Source organism: Dermabacter vaginalis (assembly GCF_001678905.1).
Taxonomy (GTDB): domain Bacteria; phylum Actinomycetota; class Actinomycetes; order Actinomycetales; family Dermabacteraceae; genus Dermabacter; species Dermabacter vaginalis.
In genome coordinates this window covers 1,855,875-1,873,021 of record NZ_CP012117.1, presented here as the reverse complement: position 1 = coordinate 1,873,021, position 17,147 = coordinate 1,855,875, and the positions used below count along the sequence as shown (strand labels likewise).

Here is a 17,147-nt window from a genome sequence, read left to right as displayed (position 1 = left end):
GGCATTCGGCATCGTGTGAGGCATGACGATCACGACAGGAGTCGACACCCGCGGTGCCGATAAGCTCCCCACCAAGAAACTCGGCAACCTCGGCGAGGACATCGCCGCCGATATCCTCGCGCGTTCGGGCTACGAAATTCTCGAACGGAATTTTCGCACGCGCCACGGCGAAATCGATATCGTCGCCCGCGACGGTGACACCCTCGTGTTTGTCGAAGTCAAAACGCGGCGAAGCCTCGTGATGGGCTCTGCCGTGGGTGCGGTTGATGCGCGCAAAGTGCGCAAGCTTCGCACGATGATCGGCGCCTACTTCCTCGAGCGAAGCCCCCGGCATTCCCAGGTGCGACTCGATGCTTTCGGTGTGTTCGTGATGCCCGGCGGGTTCGTCGAGGTCACACATCTCAAGGCGGTGGGAGCATGAGCGTCGCGCGCGTACTGGGCATGAGCCTGTGGGGGCTTGAAGGGCGCATTGTCGAGGTCGAATGCGAAATTAGTCGGGGGCTTCCCGCATTTGTGATCGTGGGACTTCCCGATTCCTCGACCCTCCAGGCGCGCGAGCGCGTCAAGAGCGCGTGTGCCAATGCCGGCCATGCCGTGGGGGAGAAGAAGGTCACCGTGAATCTCTCGCCGGCGTGGATGAAAAAGAGCGGCTCGGGATTCGACCTGCCGATAGCCGTCGCGACCCTCGCCGCGAAGGGTGTTCTCCCGCCGGGAAACCTCGAGAGCACATTGTTCGTTGCCGAGCTTGCCCTGGACGGGAGCCTCCGGCCGGTTCCGGGGATTTTGCCCGCCGTGCTCGCGGCGGAAAAGAGTGGGGTGCGGCGCGTCGTCGTGGCCGCGGCCAATGCTGAAGAAGCGCGGCTCGTGCCCGGTATTGAGGTTCGATCGGCGCGGCACCTAGGGGAGGTCATCGAGGGCTTCGGCGGTAGAGCCGAATGGTCGCGGCGCGCGCTCTTTGATGTGCTGGAACGCGAGGAGAGGGATGAGGGTGAGGATCCGGACACCGAGCGCGAACGCCTCGACTTTCTCGATGTCAAGGGGCAAAAACGCGGGCGCGAAGCGGCAGAGGTTGCCGCGGCAGGCGGGCATCACATGCTCCTACTCGGACCGCCCGGTGCGGGCAAAAGTATGATCGCCTCACGTCTGCCCAGCATCCTCCCTCCACTCGAGGCTCAACGCGCCCTCGAATTAAGCGCGCTTTCCTCGATCGCGGGAGACTTCGATGCCACGCGCGGCCTCGTGCGCGAGGCGCCGTTCATCGCGCCGCATCACACGTCAAGCGTCGCCTCCATCATTGGCGGCGGCAGTAATCTCGCAAGTCCCGGGGCGGTCTCGCGCGCCCACGGGGGAGTGCTGTTCCTCGACGAAGCGCCCGAATTTGCGCCGAAAGTTCTCGAGTCGCTCCGGGAAGTGCTTGAAACGGGAGAGGTGTCTCTTCATCGCACGCGTGGAGTCGCCACCTACCCAGCCGCGTTTCAGTTGGTGCTTGCGGCGAACCCCTGCCCGTGTGGAAACGCCGATGCGCGCGGCGACCGATGCCGCTGCACCTCCATGCAGCGCCGCCGCTACATGGCGAGGCTCTCGGGCCCGATTGTTGATCGCCTCGACCTTCGCCTCAGGCTTACACCCGTACGCACGCTCAGCGGCGCATCGCACGAGGAATCGAGTGCCGACATCCGCGAGAGAGTATGCGCGGCCCGAGAGGCGCAAAATCGGCGTCTCGACGGCAGCGGTTACGTTGTGAATGCCCAGCTGAGTGGCCGTTTTCTCGACCAAGAGATGCCGCTTGAGCAGAGCGATGAGGCAATCTTGGTGCGCGCCGTTGAACGAGGGCGTCTCACGATGAGGGGCCGCGATCGCGTGCGGCGAGTCGCGTGGACTCTCGCCGACCTTGCCGGCGCCGCTCGGCCCACGAGCGCGCATGTTGCTTCGGCTCTCGAGCTTCGAGGGGAGGATGCCGCATGAGCGCTGGGCACGTGGGAGAGCATCGTGTAGGGGCATCACCAGGGTATTTTTGGCAGCCGAGCGCAGTTCCCGCGGATGGTGCGGAGGCTGAAGCCGATCGTCGTGCAAGAGCGGTGTGGAGCGCCCTCGCCGAATCCACCGATGCGGCCGCTCGATATTTGTGGCTTGCGCGAGGTCCGGTGGAGGCCCTGAGCCTCGCACTCGAGGGGACGATACGCGAAATCGCCAATGTACTAGAGGAAGCGGCAGCTGATCCGGAGGCCGAGAGGCTCCACGTGACGGCCGCTCACGAATCAATGAGGATCCGCAACGCGCGCCAGGCTGCCGAGCGCGCGAAGGCAGCGTGGTCCGAACGTGCGGGAGAAGCACGAAATGTCCTCGAACGGTCAAGGGAAAGCGGCATCTCGCTTGTGCGCCCAGGTGAGGTTGGCTGGGTATCTGGGCTCACTAGGCTTGGAATTAACGCCCCCTTTGCGCTGTGGCACGCGGGAAGCCGTGGCGGGTTGGAGGAGCGGAAGGCTGTTGCGCTCGTGGGATCGCGCGGCGCGACTCGATACGGGACGAGCGTCGCCTACGATTTCGCATCGGCGCTCGCGGAGCACGGAGTACGCGTGGTTTCCGGCGGCGCGCTCGGGATCGATGCGGCGGCGCACTCGGGCGCACTCGCTGCCCGAAGCGTGCACGAAGGAGGTGGCGGCACCGCCGCTTTCCTCGCGGGTGGGCTCGACGATTACTACCCGCGGGCAAACGCCGCACTCCTTACGCGAGTTCGGGGTGAGGGAGGGCTCTTTTCCGAAGCCCCCATTGGAGCGCGGCCTACCAGGTGGCGTTTCCTTTCGCGTAATCGCCTCATTGCGGCGGCAAGTGAGGCCACGGTCGTGGTCGAGGCGGCGTGGCGCTCGGGTGCGCTTTCCACCGCAGCGCACGCCGATGCTCTCTCGCTTCCCGTAGGCGCCGTCCCTGGGCCCGTCACTTCGGCAGAAAGCAGCGGGTGCCATCGCCTCATTGCCGAACGAGGGGCACAGCTGCTCTCACGGGTCGAGGACATCGAACTCATGATTTCCGGAGCATCCGGGGTCGCGGGATCCGTCGGAGCCGAAAACCCCGCCGATGCCAGCGGCGCGCTGCCGCTTGATGTCGAGCTTCTCGGGCCCCTCGATCGCCTTGTTTTTGATGGAATCCCGCGGTTTTCCTCAATTGGGGTGCGGGAGCTTGCTACGCAGTGCGCGCTTGATCGCGAGCAGGTCCGCGCGAGTCTCGCACGCCTCGAACTGCTTGGGCTCGCGGAGAACTCGGGTCACAGTGTGCGCCGCTTGGATGTGAAGAGCGCCTAGCCCGGCGGCGGTGCGACCTTTCTTACGCAAGCGACGTTGAGAAGATACTTAGGTTGCCTATATAGTGAGGCTATGCAAAAAGGGGATTTCGACGGGCGTGAAGCCGGCGCTTCGAGCGATGATTCGCTCGACGAACTGGCGAATACCCTCGTGGCGAACGGGCTTCGCTTCGGCCGTGCCGCAGGGCGTAGCGCAGGAGGAAACCGTTCGCTTATTTCGGTGCGCGTTCTCGCAAACCTTCGGCATGGAGGTCCTCTTCGCGTGGGCGAACTCGCCGCACGCGAGTCGGTTTCGCAACCGACGATGACGGGGATTGTCAATCGCCTGGCGGCCGATGACCTCGTCGAACGGCGCTCGGACGCGAGCGATGCTCGTGCAAGCGTCATCGCACTCTCGAACGCGGGCCTGGCCGAACTTGAGCGCTCTCGCGCTGCCTCGGCCGAATCCATACGCCCCGCGCTCGCCACGCTCGAAGCGGAAGATCTCCGCACCCTTGAACGCGCGGCGGTGCTTCTCGGCGACCTCGCCGAAATTCTCGCACGCCGCCACCGCTAATCACCATTCTCCTCGTGCGCAACCACGCGCCCGAAAATCGTCAGATTGGAGTTTTATTCGAATGTCCGTTGCTGCCCCCGAGCACACTCGCGTACACGACCAAGGTGCTCACACGCCGCAAGCACCGAAGCCCGAGAAGGCGCCCTCGATCCTGCATCAGCCCGTGGCCGTGTGGGCGATCGCCTTCGCCTGCATGGTCTCCTTTATGGGGATCGGCCTTGTGGATCCGATCCTTCCGGCGATTAGCCGCGAGCTCCACGCGAGCCCCTCGCAAACGATGCTGCTCTTCACGAGCTACCTGATTGTCACCTCGATTGCGATGTTCTTCAGCGGGTTCATCTCGAGCAGGCTTGGGGTGAAACGCACCCTGATCACGGGCCTCATCCTCATCGTGCTGTTCGCGGCACTCGCGGGAACAGCGGGAAGCGTTGACGCGATCATCGGATTCCGCGCCGGATGGGGCCTCGGTAACGCCCTGTTCATTTCAACCGCACTCGCGGCGATCGTGGGTGCTGCTTCGGGTGGATCGGGCCAAGCGATCATCCTGTACGAGGCCGCGCTCGGTGTGGGGATGGCCGTGGGGCCGCTCGCCGGTGGTGCCCTTGGGTCGATTTCGTGGCGCATGCCATTTTTCGGCACAGCCGCACTCATGGCGATCGGCCTGATCGCCATCATCGTCCTTTTGCCGAAGCCTGCCGCCCAGCCCACCAAGGCCTCGCTCGGCGCGGGCTTTGCGGCGCTGAGTCGCCCACCTCTCTTGCTTCTGAGCGCCGCCGCGCTGTGCTACAACTTCGGCTTCTTCACGCTTCTTGCGTACTCGCCCTACCCGCTCGAGGCTGCTGCGCATTCGGCCGGAATTGAGTTTGGCGCGCATGAGCTCGGGCTTGTGTTCTTCGGGTGGGGCCTTGCCCTCGCCCTCACCTCGGTTCTCGCTGCTCCGCGCCTCACGAGGCGCTTCGGGCTCATCCCGGTGTTGACGGCGACGCTCGCGCTCCTCGCGGCGTGCCTCGTGACCATGGCGCTCGGCGCGGATCGTCTTCCCCTTCTCGTCACTGCCGTCGTTGTGGCGGGCCTGTTCCTCGGTATTCTCAACACCGCCCTCACCGAGGCGGTCATGGAAGCCACCGATCTCCCGCGCAGCATTGCAAGCTCAACCTACTCGGGCGTGCGTTTCCTCGGTGGTGCGATTGCCCCGGCGGTTTCGGGTTCGATTGCGGATGCGCTCGGTGCCGGCGGCCCCTACTGGTTCGCGGCAGTGGCGATCCTCATGTCGATTGTGATCCTCGTGAGCGGCCACAAGCTCCTCACGCGAGTGACAACGCCACACATCACTCAGCAAGAAGAGGCCTCGGCCATCACTGCTGGCGACGAGGTTTAAGGCGCTCACTCGTGCCTTAATCTGGAACTGCCCCCTCACGACGAAACACCTCCGCCCCTGGCTCCTTGCGAGTCCATAGCGGAGGTGTTTCGTCGTGAGCGCGAGTGCCTCAGCGCAGAATGCTCTTTTCACCCACCAGTTTCGTCCATGCGCGCCCGAAGCCAAGGTGATCGGCGGCGTTGACGGCGAAAAACAGCAGGACAACAACGACTACAAGAATGCGGAGGATGCCGGCGATCGGGCCGGTCCAGCTTGCAGCGCGTGACGAGGAAGTAGATGTGGTGCTCATGGCGACCCCTTAACGTGAATCAATATGTTCATGCTTAACGCACGGCCGCCTAGGTGGATGAAAAAGGGACTAAAGACCTAGAAATCTTGATGCGATTGGCGGAGGCGGGCGCTCGAGGCTTCAACGGGGCGCGTGCCACACTGGAGCTATGACCCCCACAAGTGAAACGCGGACGCCTCGATCGGCCCGCGCGCTCCTCATCGCCGAAGGCGATGCAGAAGTTCTTGAACGCTACGAGCGGCATCTTCGTTTTGAGCGTGCGCGCAGCGAGCACACGATTCGGGGCTACCTTTCCGACGCGGTTTCTCTACTCGAATTTACGTTCCAAGGGAGCGCGGAGAGTGAGAAGCGAGGGGCGCGAGACCTGACAATCCAGGACCTGCGCGCGTGGCTCGCGGCAAGAGCCGAGGCCGGCCACAGTCCCACGACCCTGGCGCGCGGTGCCGCTGCCGCGCGCACGTTCACGGCGTGGTTGCGTGAAGCGGGCCTCGTGGAGCTTGATCCCGGCAGGCGCTTGCGGGCCCCCAAGCGTGGGCGCACCCTCCCGCACGTCATCAGTGCCGCTCAGGCGCGTGACATCCTCGAGGAAGCGGAGAGTGCTGCGCACGAGAAGGCCGTTGGACCACAAAGTTCGCCCGAGGTCTATCCCATGCGCGTGCGCGATGCGGCCATCTTGGAGGTGCTCTATTCCTCCGGCTTGCGAGTCTCGGAGCTGTGCGCGCTCAATCGTGCGAGCGTGGATCGCCAGAATCGCACGCTGCGCGTGATCGGCAAGGGGAACAAGGAGCGGGTTGTGCCGCTCGGGGTGCCCGCGCTCAACGCCATTGATCGCTGGGAGAGTATCGCGAGGTCGAGCTTTGTGCGTGATGAACACGAGGCGCTCTTCCTAGGCGTGCGCGGAGGTCGCATCAACGATCGCGCGGTGAGGACTGTCGTCGACCGAGCCGCCCGAGAGGGAGGCCTTGAAGGGCACATCTCTCCGCATACGTGGCGACACAGTGCCGCGACGCACCTCATGGAGGGCGGTGCGGATCTGCGTAGTGTTCAGGATTTGTTGGGGCACTCCTCGCTCCAGACGACGCAGATCTACACGCACGTCTCTGCCGAGCGCCTCAAGGAGGCCGTCAAGCAAGCGCATCCCCGAGCCTAAGGGGGTGCGCGACGTTGGGCGACGTCACTTCGCGGCGAAGGCACGGGAAACGGTGAGCTCCCCTCGAAGGTGTGGAGCTGGCGCGGAGATAGACGTGGGGTGCGGTGGTGTGCGGCGCTACGCGACTGGCAGGAGAACGCTTGGTCCACGCCCCTCGAGAAGCGGTAGTGGGTCCAGGTAGTCCTTCCCTCGCTTGGCGCCGAGGTGTACGCATCCGGCCTCACAGTGGGCGTGCTCCGACGGGTGCTCGATAACCCCGATTAGCTGCTCTTTTCTCACGGCATCTCCTTTGGAGACCGAGGCGAGAACCGGCTCGTAGGTCGAAGTGAGCCCGTTGCCGTGGAGGATCGCGATCACGGGTTTGCCCGCGACCTTCCCCGCGAAAGTCACGGTGCCGCTCTCCACGGCTCGAACCTCGAGGGCGCCACCGGCGATGTCGAGGCCGCGGTGCCCCGGCCCGTATCGATGCGCGGGTGCTTCGAAGAAGCGCACCACCTCGTGGGCGGGGCCCACGGGCCAGGCCCACATGCCCTCGTGGGCGCTCGAGTCAAGCAGCGGTGGTGGCTCCGGTGAAGCGAGCGCCTCGAAGGCCAAGGCTGCGCGGTGGGCACGATTGATTATCGCGCTCACGCGCTCCTGCGGGAAGTCCTCTTCACCTGCGCCGTGAGCGGGCGCGAACGCGAGGGCGCCCGCGCCGATGAGGAGCATGAGAATCACGAGAACGCGGGTGCCGAACCTGATGGAGATATGCATGCCTCAAGCACACCGTGCTCTCGTGCGGGTGCCAAGGGGGGGTGCTCATGCTGTGGAAACGCGAGGGGTGTGCAGTGTGAGGCGCGGACTCGCTCACACGTCCCTCAAGATTCGTGCGGGAGTCAGGTTCGCTGTATTAGAGTTGCCGTAGCACTCGCATGCGCGGGTGACTTCGCGCGCCCACTCACGCGCGCGTGCCATCGTTCCACAACTCTCCCATGAGGGAAGTGGCGGCACAAACGCAGGGCGCTAGGGCGAGCCGGCAACCGTCGGCCCGTAATAAACGAGAACAGGCTTTGCGCGAGAACCCCATCGAACCCACGCCACATGTGCGTGAGCGAGGCGGGCGAGCCCAGAGCCCAGAAAGGTAGTTACGACCATGGCAGTTGTGACACTCCGCCAGCTCCTCGAGAGCGGCGTCCACTTTGGTCACCAGACCCGCCGTTGGAACCCGAAGATGAAGCGTTTCATCCTCACTGAGCGCAACGGCATCTACATCATCGACCTTCAGCAGTCGCTTACCTACATCGATCAGGCTTACGACTTCGTCAAGGAGACCGTTGCCCACGGTGGCACGATCCTCTTCGTTGGCACGAAGAAGCAGGCTCAGGAGTCGATCCAGGAGCAGGCCACCCGCGTGGGCATGCCCTACGTGAACCAGCGCTGGCTCGGCGGCATGCTGACCAACCTTCAGACCGTCTCCGGCCGCGTCGACCGCCTCAAGGAACTCGAGCAGATCGACTTCGAGGACGTCGCCGGCTCGCAGTGGACCAAGAAGGAACTTCTCATGATGCGCCGTGAGAAGGAAAAGCTCGAAAAGACCCTCGGCGGCATCCGTGACATGAGCAAGGCCCCCTCGGCCGTGTGGATCGTGGACACCAAGAAGGAACACCTCGCCGTTGACGAGGCCACCAAGCTCGGTATCCCGATCGTCGCGATCCTCGACACGAACGCTGACCCGGACGAGGTTCAGTACCCCATCCCGGGCAACGATGACGCGATCCGCGCCGTGACCCTCCTGACCCGCGTGGTGGCTGATGCCGCTGCCGCTGGTCTCCAGGAGCGCCACGCGAAGCAGACCCAGGGCGAGAAGAACGTTTCGGCTGTTGACGCCGAGCCGCTCGCCGAGTGGGAACAGGAACTGCTCAAGCAGTCCGAGGTCCAGCAGCAGGAGGCCGATAAGGCCGAAGGCGCAACCGAGGCTAAGGCCGAGGAGAGCGCCGAGAAGCCCGCTGCCGAGGACAAGGCTGCCGAAGCAGCCTCCGAAGAAGCCTGATTTTTCGACTATCACTGTTCGCTCCCACAACCATTTAGAGGAGACAGATAATGGCTAACTACACGGCAGCAGACATCAAGGACATTCGCGAGAAGACCGGCGCGGGCATGCTCGACGTCAAGAAGGCTCTCGACGAGGCGAACGGCGACCACGAGAAGGCCGTCGAAATCATCCGCGTCAAGGGCCTCAAGGGCATCGCCAAGCGCGAGGGCCGCGCGGCATCGGAGGGCCTCGTCGCCGCCGATGTTCGCGACGTTGAGGGCGGCCAGCTCGGTACGCTCGTCGAGATCAACTCGGAGACCGACTTCGTGGCGAAGAACGCCAAGTTCATCGCTCTCGGTGACGAGGCCGTTGCGGCCGCCGTCGAGTCGGGCGCTTCGACCCCCGAGGAGCTCGCTGAGACCTCCTTCGGTGAGGCGCTCACGAACGCTGGCGCAACGATGGGCGAGAAGATCCTCGTTCGTCGCATCGGCCGCGTCCAGGGCGAGGTCGTGACGAACTACATGCACCGCACCAACAAGGACCTCCCGCCCCAGGTCGGCGTTCTCGTTGCGACCGACAAGGCCGGTGCCGAGGTTGCGCGCGACGTGGCGATGCACATCGCTGCGTACTCGCCTCTCTACCTCACCCGCGAGGACGTTCCCGCGGATGTCGTGGAGAATGAGCGCCGCATCGCCGAGGACACCGCGAAGAACGAGGGCAAGCCTGAGAAGGCTCTCCCGAAGATCGTTGAGGGCCGTATGAACGGCTTCTTCAAGGAAAACGTTCTTCTCGACCAGCCCTTCGCGAAGGATCCGAAGCAGAGCGTTGGCAAGGTTGTTGAGGCCGCTGGTGGCAAGGTCACCGGTTTCGTGCGCTTCCGCGTGGGCAACTGATTTTTCCGACGCTTGCCATAGCGTCAACGCGAGGGTTCACACCGACCGGTGTGAGCCCTCGCTTCTTTTTGGTCTTGTCACACGGGGACCTTCCCCACAGCAGTGAACGATGCGCGGCCGGTAGACTGAGACCCCGAGAACCCGCTCTCGGAAGGAATGTTGATGAGTACCGATCCCGATCCCATCACGTCGTCGATTCCCACGATTGAACCGAAAGAGGGGACGCGCCGCGTGCTCCTCAAGCTTTCGGGCGAAGCTTTCGGTGGGGGCCGTGTGGGCGTTGATCCCGATGTGGTCTCGAGTATTGCGCAAGAAATTTCCGAGGGTGTTGCCTCGGGCGTCGAGTGTGCGATTGTGGTGGGCGGAGGCAACTTCTTCCGCGGCGCTGAGCTGAGCCAGCGAGGCATGGATCGCCGTCGCGCTGACTACATGGGCATGCTCGGCACCGTCATGAACTGTCTCGCGCTCCAGGACTTCCTCGAGCAGGCGGGTACCTCCACGCGCGTGCAGACTGCCATCACGATGGGGCAGGTCGCCGAACCGTATCTTCCACTTCGCGCCGTGCGCCATCTCGAAAAGGGGCGCGTGGTGATCTTTGGTGCTGGCGCCGGTATGCCGTACTTCTCGACCGACACGGTCGCCGTGCAGCGTGCCCTCGAAATTGGTTGCCACGAGGTGCTCATGGCGAAGAACGGCGTGGACGGTGTGTACACGGCGGATCCGAAGAAGGATCCAAGCGCCACGAAGCTCGAGCATCTGACGTACAAGGATGCGCTGCGCGAGGGACTGCGCGTTGTCGACTCGACGGCCTTCAGCCTGTGTATGGACAACAAACAGCAGATGATGGTCTTCGGTCTCGAGCCTTCGGGCAATATCACGAAGGCTATGCGCGGTGACCGTATCGGCACCGTGGTGACGGGCGACTAAGATACCCTTACCAGGCGAGACGTTTAATAAATCGGAAGGAACCGAGAGACATGAGCGAGGACACCGCAAGCATCCTCAAGGAAGCCGAAAAGAAGATGGCGAAGTCGGTCGAGGTCACGAAGGAAGAGTTCACCGCGATCCGCACGGGCCGCGCGAGTGCCGCGATGTTCCAGGGCATCACCGCCGACTATTACGGGACCCCCACGCCGCTCAACCAGCTTGCGGCGTTCCAGTTCCCTGAAGCTCGCACCGTGATCGTCACGCCGTACGACAAGGGCGCGATGGCAGAGATTGAGGAGTCGCTTCGCGAATCTGATCTCGGCGTGAACCCTACGAACAACGGCGACAACCTGCGCATCGTGCTTCCTGCCCTCACCGAGGAGCGCCGTAAGGACTACACGAAGCTCGCGAAGACCAAGGCCGAGGATGGCCGTATTGCGATCCGCGGTTCGCGCGGCCACGCGAAGAAGGCGATCGAGAAGCTCGTGAAGGACAAGGAGATCGGCGAAGACGAAGGCACCCGCGCCGAGAAGGAGCTCGAGGTTCTCACGAAGAAGTACACCGAGCAGGTGGATGTTGCCCTCGAAGCGAAGGAAGAAGAGCTGCTCACCGTTTGAGCGGCCTTTGCTCCGTTATTCGTGAACACACGTCACGGTCGTCGACGCGCCGTGCCTAGCAATGTGCCGGGCGCGGCCGTTGCCGTATCTGAAAGTGCTTCACCGGAGGTGCCTCTCGCGCCTTCCGCAACCCTCGTGAGCGAGGAGCGGCTCGTCGCGGAGGTTTCTGAACGGCCCGCTCCGACCCACTCCCGAACATCGCGCGCGGGGCGGGATCTGCCTGCCGCGATCGCCGTAGGCCTCGCCCTCGTGGCCGTGTTATTCGGGTGCCTGTACGTGCTCCCGATCCTGTTCACACCCGTCGTGGCGATCGCCGTCGTGATCGCCACTCTCGAAGTGGCGAATGCTCTTGAAGGGGCACGCTTGCGTGTCCCCGCCATCCCGCTCCTTGTCGCGAGTGTGGGCGTTGTCGTCTCGGCGTGGCAGTACGGGGCCTCGGGCCTTCTTGTGTCGACGATCGTGGGCGCGCTCGTCCTCATTGTGTGGCGCACAACCGAGGCGACTGGCCTCATGGCGCTGCGCGATACGGTTGCGGGAATTTTCGCGCTTTTGTGGGTGCCGTTCATGGCCAGTTTCACGATCCTGCTTATGGCGCAGCCGAACGGGGCGAACAAGGTGATGTTTGCCCTCGTTGTGCCGATCATGAACGATACCTGCGGCTACGCGGTAGGCGTGCTCTTCGGCAAGCATCCGATGGCGCCGAGTATTAGCCCGAAGAAGTCGTGGGAGGGCTTTGTGGGCTCCCTCGCGGGCGGCATCGCCGCCGCAGGCCTCATTGGTCACATGTGGCTGCCTGAGATTGGTGTGTGGTGGGCGCTCGCGTTCGGCGCCGTCATGGTCGTGGTTTCGACCATCGGCGATCTGAGTGAGTCCCTTTTGAAGCGCGACCTTCGCCTCAAAGATATGGGGCAACTGCTTCCGGGGCACGGCGGCATGATGGATCGCCTCGATTCCATGCTTCTCACTGCCCCGACCCTGTTTATACTTCTCGCGATTGTGGAGGCCATCAGTGGTTGAGAAACCCACCCCGAAACTCGATGTGGCGAAGGACCTTTCGCGCGAGGTGGTCGAGGGCGAGCCCGTTCGGCTCGCCCCCGGCCAGCTGCAGTTGCGGCCTTCGCGGCGCGGCAAACCGCCTGCACACCTCGCTGACCTTACGCTCGAGGAACGTGTCGAGGCTGTCAAGGAGATGGGGCTTCCCGCCTTCCGCGCGAAGCAGCTCTCGACGCACTATTTCGAGCACTTCACGACTGATCCCGACGACATGACGGACCTCCCGAAGGGCGATAGGGCGGCACTCGTTGAACGATTCTTCCCGACTCTTCTCACGAAGGTGTCGCAGCAAAGCGCCGATCAGGGGATGACCCAGAAGTTCCTGTGGCGTCTCTTCGACGGTTCGCTTGTGGAGTCTGTGCTGATGCGCTACTCGAATCGTGTGACGCTGTGCATTTCGTCGGAGGCCGGCTGTGGCATGAACTGCCCGTTCTGTGCGACCGGCCAAATGGGTCTTACGAGGAATCTTTCAGCTGCGGAAATCCTCGAGCAGGTGCGCATCGCGAACCTGCTTCTTTCGCGCGGCGAGCTCCCCGGTGGCGAGGGGCGCGTGTCCAACATCGTGTTTATGGGCATGGGGGAGCCGCTCGCGAACTACCGCGCCGTGGCAACGACGTGCCAGCGTCTTAACGCCCCCACCCCCGAAGGCTTTGGGATGGGAGCGCGCCACATCACCGTGTCGACCGTTGGCCTCGCACCCGCCGTGCGCAAGCTCGTGAAGGAGGAGATTCCGGTGACGCTCGCGGTCTCTCTCCACGCACCGGATGACGAACTGCGTAATGAGCTCGTGCCGATCAATCAGCGCTTCGATGTGGACGACATTCTCGATGCGGCGTGGGAGTACTTCGAGGCGACGGGGCGACGCGTTTCGATCGAGTACGCGCTTATTCGCGACATCAACGACCAGGCCGAACGCGCGGAGCTTCTCGCGAAGCGTCTCATCGCGCGCGGCGGCGCTCACTGGGTGCACGTTAACCCCATCCCGCTTAACCCTGTCAAGGGTTCGAAGTGGACGGCGTCGGACCCGTGGGTCGAGCGCACGTTCGTGGAAACTCTGCGCGAGCATGGGATTTCGGCAACGATCCGCGATACGCGCGGAAGCGATATCGACGGTGCGTGCGGGCAGCTTGCGGCGACCGTGGTGGAGACCGATGCGCGCCGTGAGGACCGTGAGGCTCGCGTCGCGAGGGTTGAGGAGATCGCGCGCGGCACCGGCGCGTGATTTTGGGGTCCGACGCTTGCCCGCCTTTCGCGTGTCCAGGCACTACAGTGGTGGAGGGGCGGTCTACCACTCGCCCCGGATGTGTCGCGTGAGCATCCCCGTTGAGGGAGGGAGCAAGTAGATGAGTACCGCTTTTCAGCGTGCCGGGCGTTTCACCTTTGGCTACAACGTTGAGGAGGTCGACGAATTCCTGCGTCGCGCGCGTGCGGCGTACGAGGGACGCGACGGCTCCTTCCAGCCTGCCGACGTCATTACGGCGAAGTTCTCGACCGTGCGAGGCGGATACGACATGCTCGCCGTCGATGAGGCTCTCGACCGGCTCTCGGATGCTTTCGCTCTTCAGTATCGCGATGAAGCGATCGAGCGCGATGGTGAAGAAGCGTGGATTGCGGCCCTCACCGAACGCGCGGAGGTTCTCCAGGAGCGTCTCTCGCGCCCCGCTGGTGAGCGCTTCCGCCCGGCGGGCCAGGGTGAGCGGGCCTATGACCGCGAGGACGTCGATCACCTGTGCGACCAGCTTCATGCGTATTTCACCGATGGCTTCGCGATGAGCGTGGATGATGTGCGCCGGGCGGCGTTCCGCGCTCGCAAAGGCGCCGATGGCTACCAGGAGGCCGTCGTTGACGTCTACCTCGATCACGTTGCTGACGTGATGGCCTCCGTTCCGTGATGGTCCTTTTGTATGTGCTCGGCATCTGTTTGATGGTTGCCGGGCTCGGGCTCTCGATCGCCCTTCACGAGATCGGGCACCTCGTTCCAGCGAAGCGCTTCGGCGTGCGTGTCACCCAGTACATGATCGGGTTTGGCCCCACTCTTTTTTCGCGTGTGAAGGGCGAGACCGAGTACGGGATCAAGGCGATCCCACTCGGCGGCTACATTCGCATGATCGGAATGTTTCCCCCGCACAAGGGCGAGGATCCGAACGTGATCCGCGAGGATTCCACGGGCTTTTTCCAACAGATGAGCGAGGAAGCGAAGGGGTGGGACTCGAGCCAGTACTCGGCCGAAGATCGCCACCGCACGTTCGTGTCCTTGAGCGCTCCGAAGAAGCTCGTCGTGATGCTTGGCGGGCCCACGATGAACCTCCTTATTTCGATCGTTCTCACGGCGATCGTGCTGAGCGGCTTCGGGCTGCCAAACGTGACCTCGGAAGTGGACGCGGTGTCACGGTGCGTCGTTCCCGCGACCGCGCCCAAGGATGCGTCCTGCGAGGGGATGCCCGAGGCGCCCGCGTACGCGGCGGGTATCCGCCCCGGTGACGTGATTACGTCGGTAGACGGGACCGAGGTCGCGAACTTTCACGCCATGAGCACGCTCATCCGGGAGCACCCGAACGAAAGCATCGAGATCGGCCTTGTGCGTGACGGCAGGGAGATGGTCGTGAAGGCTACCCCCGTGGCGAACGAGGTCGTCGCACGGGATGCGGAGGGTGCGCCGGTGAAGAAGGCCGACGGTACCTACGCCACGGTCGAGGCCGGATTCCTTGGCGTGACCGGCACGCAAGAACTCACGCCGAGGCCACTTACCGAGGTCCCAGGAGCCGTATGGGAGCAGTTCGCGGGTACCGCGAAGGTTGTCGTGACGTTGCCCGTGCGCGTATGGGACATCGGCAAGGCTGTCTTCAGTAGCGAAGAACGCGACCAAAACGGCCCCATGGGCGTTGTGGGAGTGAGCAGGCTCGCGGGAGAGATCGTCTCTCATGACTCGCCGAGCTTCTCGCTCAAGGAGAAAGCCTGGACATTCCTCTCGATGCTCGGCTCGCTCAACATGGCCCTTTTCGTGTTCAACCTCGTGCCGCTCATGCCGCTCGATGGCGGCCATGTTGCTTCCGCACTCTACGAGGCGGCCCGCCGGCGCCTTGCGAAGCTACGCGGCAAGCCTGATCCCGGTCCAGTTGATGCTTCGCGCATGCTGCCCGTCACGAACGTGATCGCGCTAGCCTTTATCCTCATGAGCGTGCTGCTGATCTATGCCGACATCGTGAAGCCGGTGACCCTGTTCCGGTGAGTCTACTTTCCACCCTTTGGCGGAGGCGCCCCGCGGATCTCCATCCCCTTGACGGGGAATGGCTCAGCCCCGCGCGCGAAGCCATGCAGCGCGAAGCGCACGTGAGCACTCTCGCCTCGGCGCGGTTTGAGGAACTCGTGGCCGTTGGCCGCAGCGGCTCCGAGTTCACGGTTCTCGTGCACGGCACACACCTCAGAGGAATCCTTTGGCACGGTGTGAGCGCGAGCGTTCTCGCCCCCGAGTCGTTCGACGCCATCGACCGCCTTGCTCGGCATGCACTCTCACTTTCCACGCGCTATTCCTCGATCGTGGCAGAGCGCAGTATCGCCATGCACATGTGGCAGGTGATGCGCGAGGGGATGCCCCGCGAGCGCGAGGTACGAGGCCACCAGCCGCTGCTCGAATATTCCGCCGAGCAAACGTCGGAACCCACCCCCACCACGGTGGTGGCCGCTAAGCCACGTGACCTGCCCCGCGTGTTCCCCGCCTCCGTGGCAATGTTTCGTGAGGAGGTGGGAACGGATCCGTGTCGCGGCGATGGCGGCCGGGGGTATCGCGCGCGTGTGGAGCATTTACTTCACGAAGGCCGAACGTACATCGCATGTGATGGCGAGAGAGTGATTTTCAAGGCGGATCTCGGTGCGCTCTTCGGCGGCGTCGGGCAAATACACGGCGTGTGGATTGATCCCGCCTATCGCGGCAGGGGGCTCGCCGCACCGTTCATGAGGGAGACCGCTGAGCTCATTCGTCGCGATCATGCTCCGCGCGTGACGCTCTACGTGAACTCGTTTAATACGCGGGCGAGGCGAGCGTATGAGCGCGCGGGCTTCATTCCGATAGGGGAACTCGCAACGGTTCTTTACTAGGCGTTGTCACGGGTGGGCAGTGAGGGGCCCTCGATCTGCTCGCGCACGATCCCCATTTGTTCGTCGAGGCTTGCGGCGGTGGCGGCGATCTGGACGAGCTTTGCGCGCATCTCGGCGGGTAACTCACCCTTGTATTTGTACTTGAGCTCGTGTTCGGCGCTCGCCCAAAAGTCCATGGCGATCGTGCGGATTTGCACCTCTATCGGTACATCGATCGTGCGGGTCGAGAGGAACACGGGAACCTCGAGAATGAGGTGGAGGGAACGGTAGCCGCTTGGCTTGACGTTCGCGATGTAGTCCTTTTCCTCGAGAAGGGTGATGTCGGGTTGCGAAGCAAGCGCGTGGGCGACGAGGTAGCAATCTTGCACATAGCTGCAGGTAATGCGCGCCCCACCGATATCGCGGATGCGGTGGCGAATCTCCTCGAGATCGGGCGGGCACCCGGTGCGAACGAGTTTGCCGAGCAGCGAGTCCATGGACTTGACGCGCGTTTTCACGTGCTCGATGGGGTTGTGTGGGGTCGTGACATCCCACTCGCCCGAGAGAATTTCGATCTTCGTGAGGATTTCCTTCAGGCCGAACTCGTAGGGCATGAGGAATCCCTCGAGTTTCTCGCGAACAATTTGCATGAGCCGGTCGGCATCGCCTTCGATCTCTTCGCGCAGCGTTTCTCCCTCGCCGATGAGGGCCCGCAAGTACGCGATTGAGGGCGACGGTGCGATACCCGAAAGCGTGAGCGGCTCAGACATTTCGACCTTCCCGTGGTGATGAGTGACACTCCACGATACGCGGTGCGTCCTGGGATATCACGGGGTGTGCGCGGTGCGCGCACTACACTGTGAGAGCCTGAGGAATTCGCCTCAAAAACCCCTGTTGCCAG

At 63.6% G+C, this 17,147-nt stretch carries 18 protein-coding genes; 15 read left to right on the top strand and 3 right to left on the bottom strand.

The features are described 5' to 3' along the window. Nucleotides 1-22 precede the first annotated feature (22 nt). The 5 genes from DAD186_RS08250 to DAD186_RS08230 all read left to right on the top strand — a co-directional run bounded on the left by DAD186_RS08250 (nucleotide 23) and on the right by DAD186_RS08230 (nucleotide 5,232). On the top strand, nucleotides 23-421 hold the full coding sequence (locus DAD186_RS08250) for a YraN family protein (protein ID WP_065248256.1): 399 nt from the start codon (nucleotides 23-25) through the stop codon (nucleotides 419-421). Next, on the top strand, nucleotides 418-1,965 hold the full coding sequence (locus DAD186_RS08245; protein ID WP_065248255.1) for a YifB family Mg chelatase-like AAA ATPase: 1,548 nt from the start codon (nucleotides 418-420) through the stop codon (nucleotides 1,963-1,965). The genes DAD186_RS08250 and DAD186_RS08245 overlap by 4 nt, the downstream gene beginning before the upstream one ends. After that, a complete protein-coding gene (locus DAD186_RS08240) occupies nucleotides 1,962-3,299 on the top strand; it encodes a DNA-processing protein DprA (RefSeq protein ID WP_082991152.1) in 1,338 nt (445 codons plus the stop codon). The genes DAD186_RS08245 and DAD186_RS08240 overlap by 4 nt, the downstream gene beginning before the upstream one ends. 72 nt (nucleotides 3,300-3,371) lie before the next feature. After that, nucleotides 3,372-3,854, top strand: a complete 483-nt coding sequence (locus DAD186_RS08235) for a MarR family winged helix-turn-helix transcriptional regulator (protein WP_065248253.1) — start codon at nucleotides 3,372-3,374, stop codon at nucleotides 3,852-3,854. A 61-nt stretch (nucleotides 3,855-3,915) separates the two neighbouring features. Then, nucleotides 3,916-5,232, top strand: coding sequence for an MFS transporter (locus DAD186_RS08230; RefSeq protein ID WP_065248252.1), 1,317 nt, complete (start codon nucleotides 3,916-3,918; stop codon nucleotides 5,230-5,232). 109 nt (nucleotides 5,233-5,341) lie between these two features. Here DAD186_RS08230 and DAD186_RS08225 read toward each other — a convergent pair whose 3' ends face one another. Then, nucleotides 5,342-5,521, bottom strand: coding sequence for a hypothetical protein (locus DAD186_RS08225; protein ID WP_065248251.1), 180 nt, complete (start codon nucleotides 5,519-5,521; stop codon nucleotides 5,342-5,344). A gap of 148 nt (nucleotides 5,522-5,669) precedes the next feature. Between DAD186_RS08225 and DAD186_RS08220 the strand changes: the two genes are divergently transcribed. After that, nucleotides 5,670-6,671, top strand: coding sequence for a tyrosine recombinase XerC (locus DAD186_RS08220; RefSeq protein WP_157457120.1), 1,002 nt, complete (start codon nucleotides 5,670-5,672; stop codon nucleotides 6,669-6,671). Nucleotides 6,672-6,788: 117 nt separating this feature from the next. Here DAD186_RS08220 and DAD186_RS11160 read toward each other — a convergent pair whose 3' ends face one another. Beyond that, nucleotides 6,789-7,424 carry a murein hydrolase activator EnvC family protein gene (locus DAD186_RS11160; RefSeq protein WP_236886235.1) on the bottom strand — a complete coding sequence of 212 codons (636 nt, stop codon included), beginning with the start codon at nucleotides 7,422-7,424 and terminating at the stop codon, nucleotides 6,789-6,791. A gap of 379 nt (nucleotides 7,425-7,803) precedes the next feature. Between DAD186_RS11160 and rpsB the strand changes: the two genes are divergently transcribed. The 9 genes from rpsB (at nucleotide 7,804) to DAD186_RS08170 (ending at nucleotide 16,267) form a co-directional block, all read left to right on the top strand. After that, a complete protein-coding gene (rpsB, locus tag DAD186_RS08210) occupies nucleotides 7,804-8,700 on the top strand; it encodes a 30S ribosomal protein S2 (protein WP_065248250.1) in 897 nt (298 codons plus the stop codon). A 50-nt stretch (nucleotides 8,701-8,750) separates the two neighbouring features. Beyond that, nucleotides 8,751-9,575 (top strand): translation elongation factor Ts, encoded by an 825-nt coding sequence (gene tsf, locus DAD186_RS08205; protein ID WP_065248249.1) that lies wholly within the window; start codon nucleotides 8,751-8,753, stop codon nucleotides 9,573-9,575. A 162-nt stretch (nucleotides 9,576-9,737) separates the two neighbouring features. Continuing rightward, entirely contained in the window at nucleotides 9,738-10,502 is a 765-nt protein-coding gene (gene pyrH / locus DAD186_RS08200; protein ID WP_065248248.1) for a UMP kinase, read from the top strand. 50 nt (nucleotides 10,503-10,552) lie between these two features. Continuing rightward, complete coding sequence (gene frr, locus DAD186_RS08195) at nucleotides 10,553-11,119, top strand: ribosome recycling factor (RefSeq protein WP_065248247.1); 567 nt, start codon at nucleotides 10,553-10,555, stop codon at nucleotides 11,117-11,119. A gap of 21 nt (nucleotides 11,120-11,140) precedes the next feature. Continuing rightward, entirely contained in the window at nucleotides 11,141-12,136 is a 996-nt protein-coding gene (locus tag DAD186_RS08190) for a phosphatidate cytidylyltransferase (RefSeq protein ID WP_236886234.1), read from the top strand. Further along, nucleotides 12,129-13,394, top strand: a complete 1,266-nt coding sequence (gene rlmN / locus DAD186_RS08185) for a dual-specificity RNA methyltransferase RlmN (protein WP_065248245.1) — start codon at nucleotides 12,129-12,131, stop codon at nucleotides 13,392-13,394. Before DAD186_RS08190 ends, rlmN begins: the two co-directional genes overlap by 8 nt. 121 nt (nucleotides 13,395-13,515) lie before the next feature. Beyond that, complete coding sequence (locus DAD186_RS08180; protein WP_065248244.1) at nucleotides 13,516-14,064, top strand: DivIVA domain-containing protein; 549 nt, start codon at nucleotides 13,516-13,518, stop codon at nucleotides 14,062-14,064. Then, nucleotides 14,064-15,401, top strand: a complete 1,338-nt coding sequence (locus DAD186_RS08175) for a M50 family metallopeptidase (protein ID WP_065248243.1) — start codon at nucleotides 14,064-14,066, stop codon at nucleotides 15,399-15,401. Before DAD186_RS08180 ends, DAD186_RS08175 begins: the two co-directional genes overlap by 1 nt. Next, nucleotides 15,398-16,267, top strand: a complete 870-nt coding sequence (locus tag DAD186_RS08170) for a GNAT family N-acetyltransferase (RefSeq protein WP_082991151.1) — start codon at nucleotides 15,398-15,400, stop codon at nucleotides 16,265-16,267. The genes DAD186_RS08175 and DAD186_RS08170 overlap by 4 nt, the downstream gene beginning before the upstream one ends. Here DAD186_RS08170 and DAD186_RS08165 read toward each other — a convergent pair. After that, on the bottom strand, nucleotides 16,264-17,016 hold the full coding sequence (locus tag DAD186_RS08165) for a GTP pyrophosphokinase (RefSeq protein ID WP_065248242.1): 753 nt from the start codon (nucleotides 17,014-17,016) through the stop codon (nucleotides 16,264-16,266). The genes DAD186_RS08170 and DAD186_RS08165 overlap by 4 nt on opposite strands. Between the last annotated feature and the right edge of the window lie 131 nt (nucleotides 17,017-17,147).

What these genes read in the sequence shown, in the direction of transcription:
- DAD186_RS08250 (WP_065248256.1), top strand. Translation starts at nt 23, where the DNA reads ATGACGATCACGACAGGAGTCGACACCCGCGGTGCCGATAAGCTCCCC.
- DAD186_RS08245 (WP_065248255.1), top strand. Translation starts at nt 418, where the DNA reads ATGAGCGTCGCGCGCGTACTGGGCATGAGCCTGTGGGGGCTTGAAGGG.
- DAD186_RS08240 (WP_082991152.1), top strand. Translation starts at nt 1,962, where the DNA reads ATGAGCGCTGGGCACGTGGGAGAGCATCGTGTAGGGGCATCACCAGGG.
- DAD186_RS08235 (WP_065248253.1), top strand. Translation starts at nt 3,372, where the DNA reads ATGCAAAAAGGGGATTTCGACGGGCGTGAAGCCGGCGCTTCGAGCGAT.
- DAD186_RS08230 (WP_065248252.1), top strand. Translation starts at nt 3,916, where the DNA reads ATGTCCGTTGCTGCCCCCGAGCACACTCGCGTACACGACCAAGGTGCT.
- DAD186_RS08225 (WP_065248251.1), bottom strand. Translation starts at nt 5,521, where the DNA reads ATGAGCACCACATCTACTTCCTCGTCACGCGCTGCAAGCTGGACCGGC.
- DAD186_RS08220 (WP_157457120.1), top strand. Translation starts at nt 5,670, where the DNA reads ATGACCCCCACAAGTGAAACGCGGACGCCTCGATCGGCCCGCGCGCTC.
- DAD186_RS11160 (WP_236886235.1), bottom strand. Translation starts at nt 7,424, where the DNA reads ATGCATATCTCCATCAGGTTCGGCACCCGCGTTCTCGTGATTCTCATG.
- rpsB (WP_065248250.1), top strand. Translation starts at nt 7,804, where the DNA reads ATGGCAGTTGTGACACTCCGCCAGCTCCTCGAGAGCGGCGTCCACTTT.
- tsf (WP_065248249.1), top strand. Translation starts at nt 8,751, where the DNA reads ATGGCTAACTACACGGCAGCAGACATCAAGGACATTCGCGAGAAGACC.
- pyrH (WP_065248248.1), top strand. Translation starts at nt 9,738, where the DNA reads ATGAGTACCGATCCCGATCCCATCACGTCGTCGATTCCCACGATTGAA.
- frr (WP_065248247.1), top strand. Translation starts at nt 10,553, where the DNA reads ATGAGCGAGGACACCGCAAGCATCCTCAAGGAAGCCGAAAAGAAGATG.
- DAD186_RS08180 (WP_065248244.1), top strand. Translation starts at nt 13,516, where the DNA reads ATGAGTACCGCTTTTCAGCGTGCCGGGCGTTTCACCTTTGGCTACAAC.
- DAD186_RS08175 (WP_065248243.1), top strand. Translation starts at nt 14,064, where the DNA reads ATGGTCCTTTTGTATGTGCTCGGCATCTGTTTGATGGTTGCCGGGCTC.
- DAD186_RS08165 (WP_065248242.1), bottom strand. Translation starts at nt 17,016, where the DNA reads ATGTCTGAGCCGCTCACGCTTTCGGGTATCGCACCGTCGCCCTCAATC.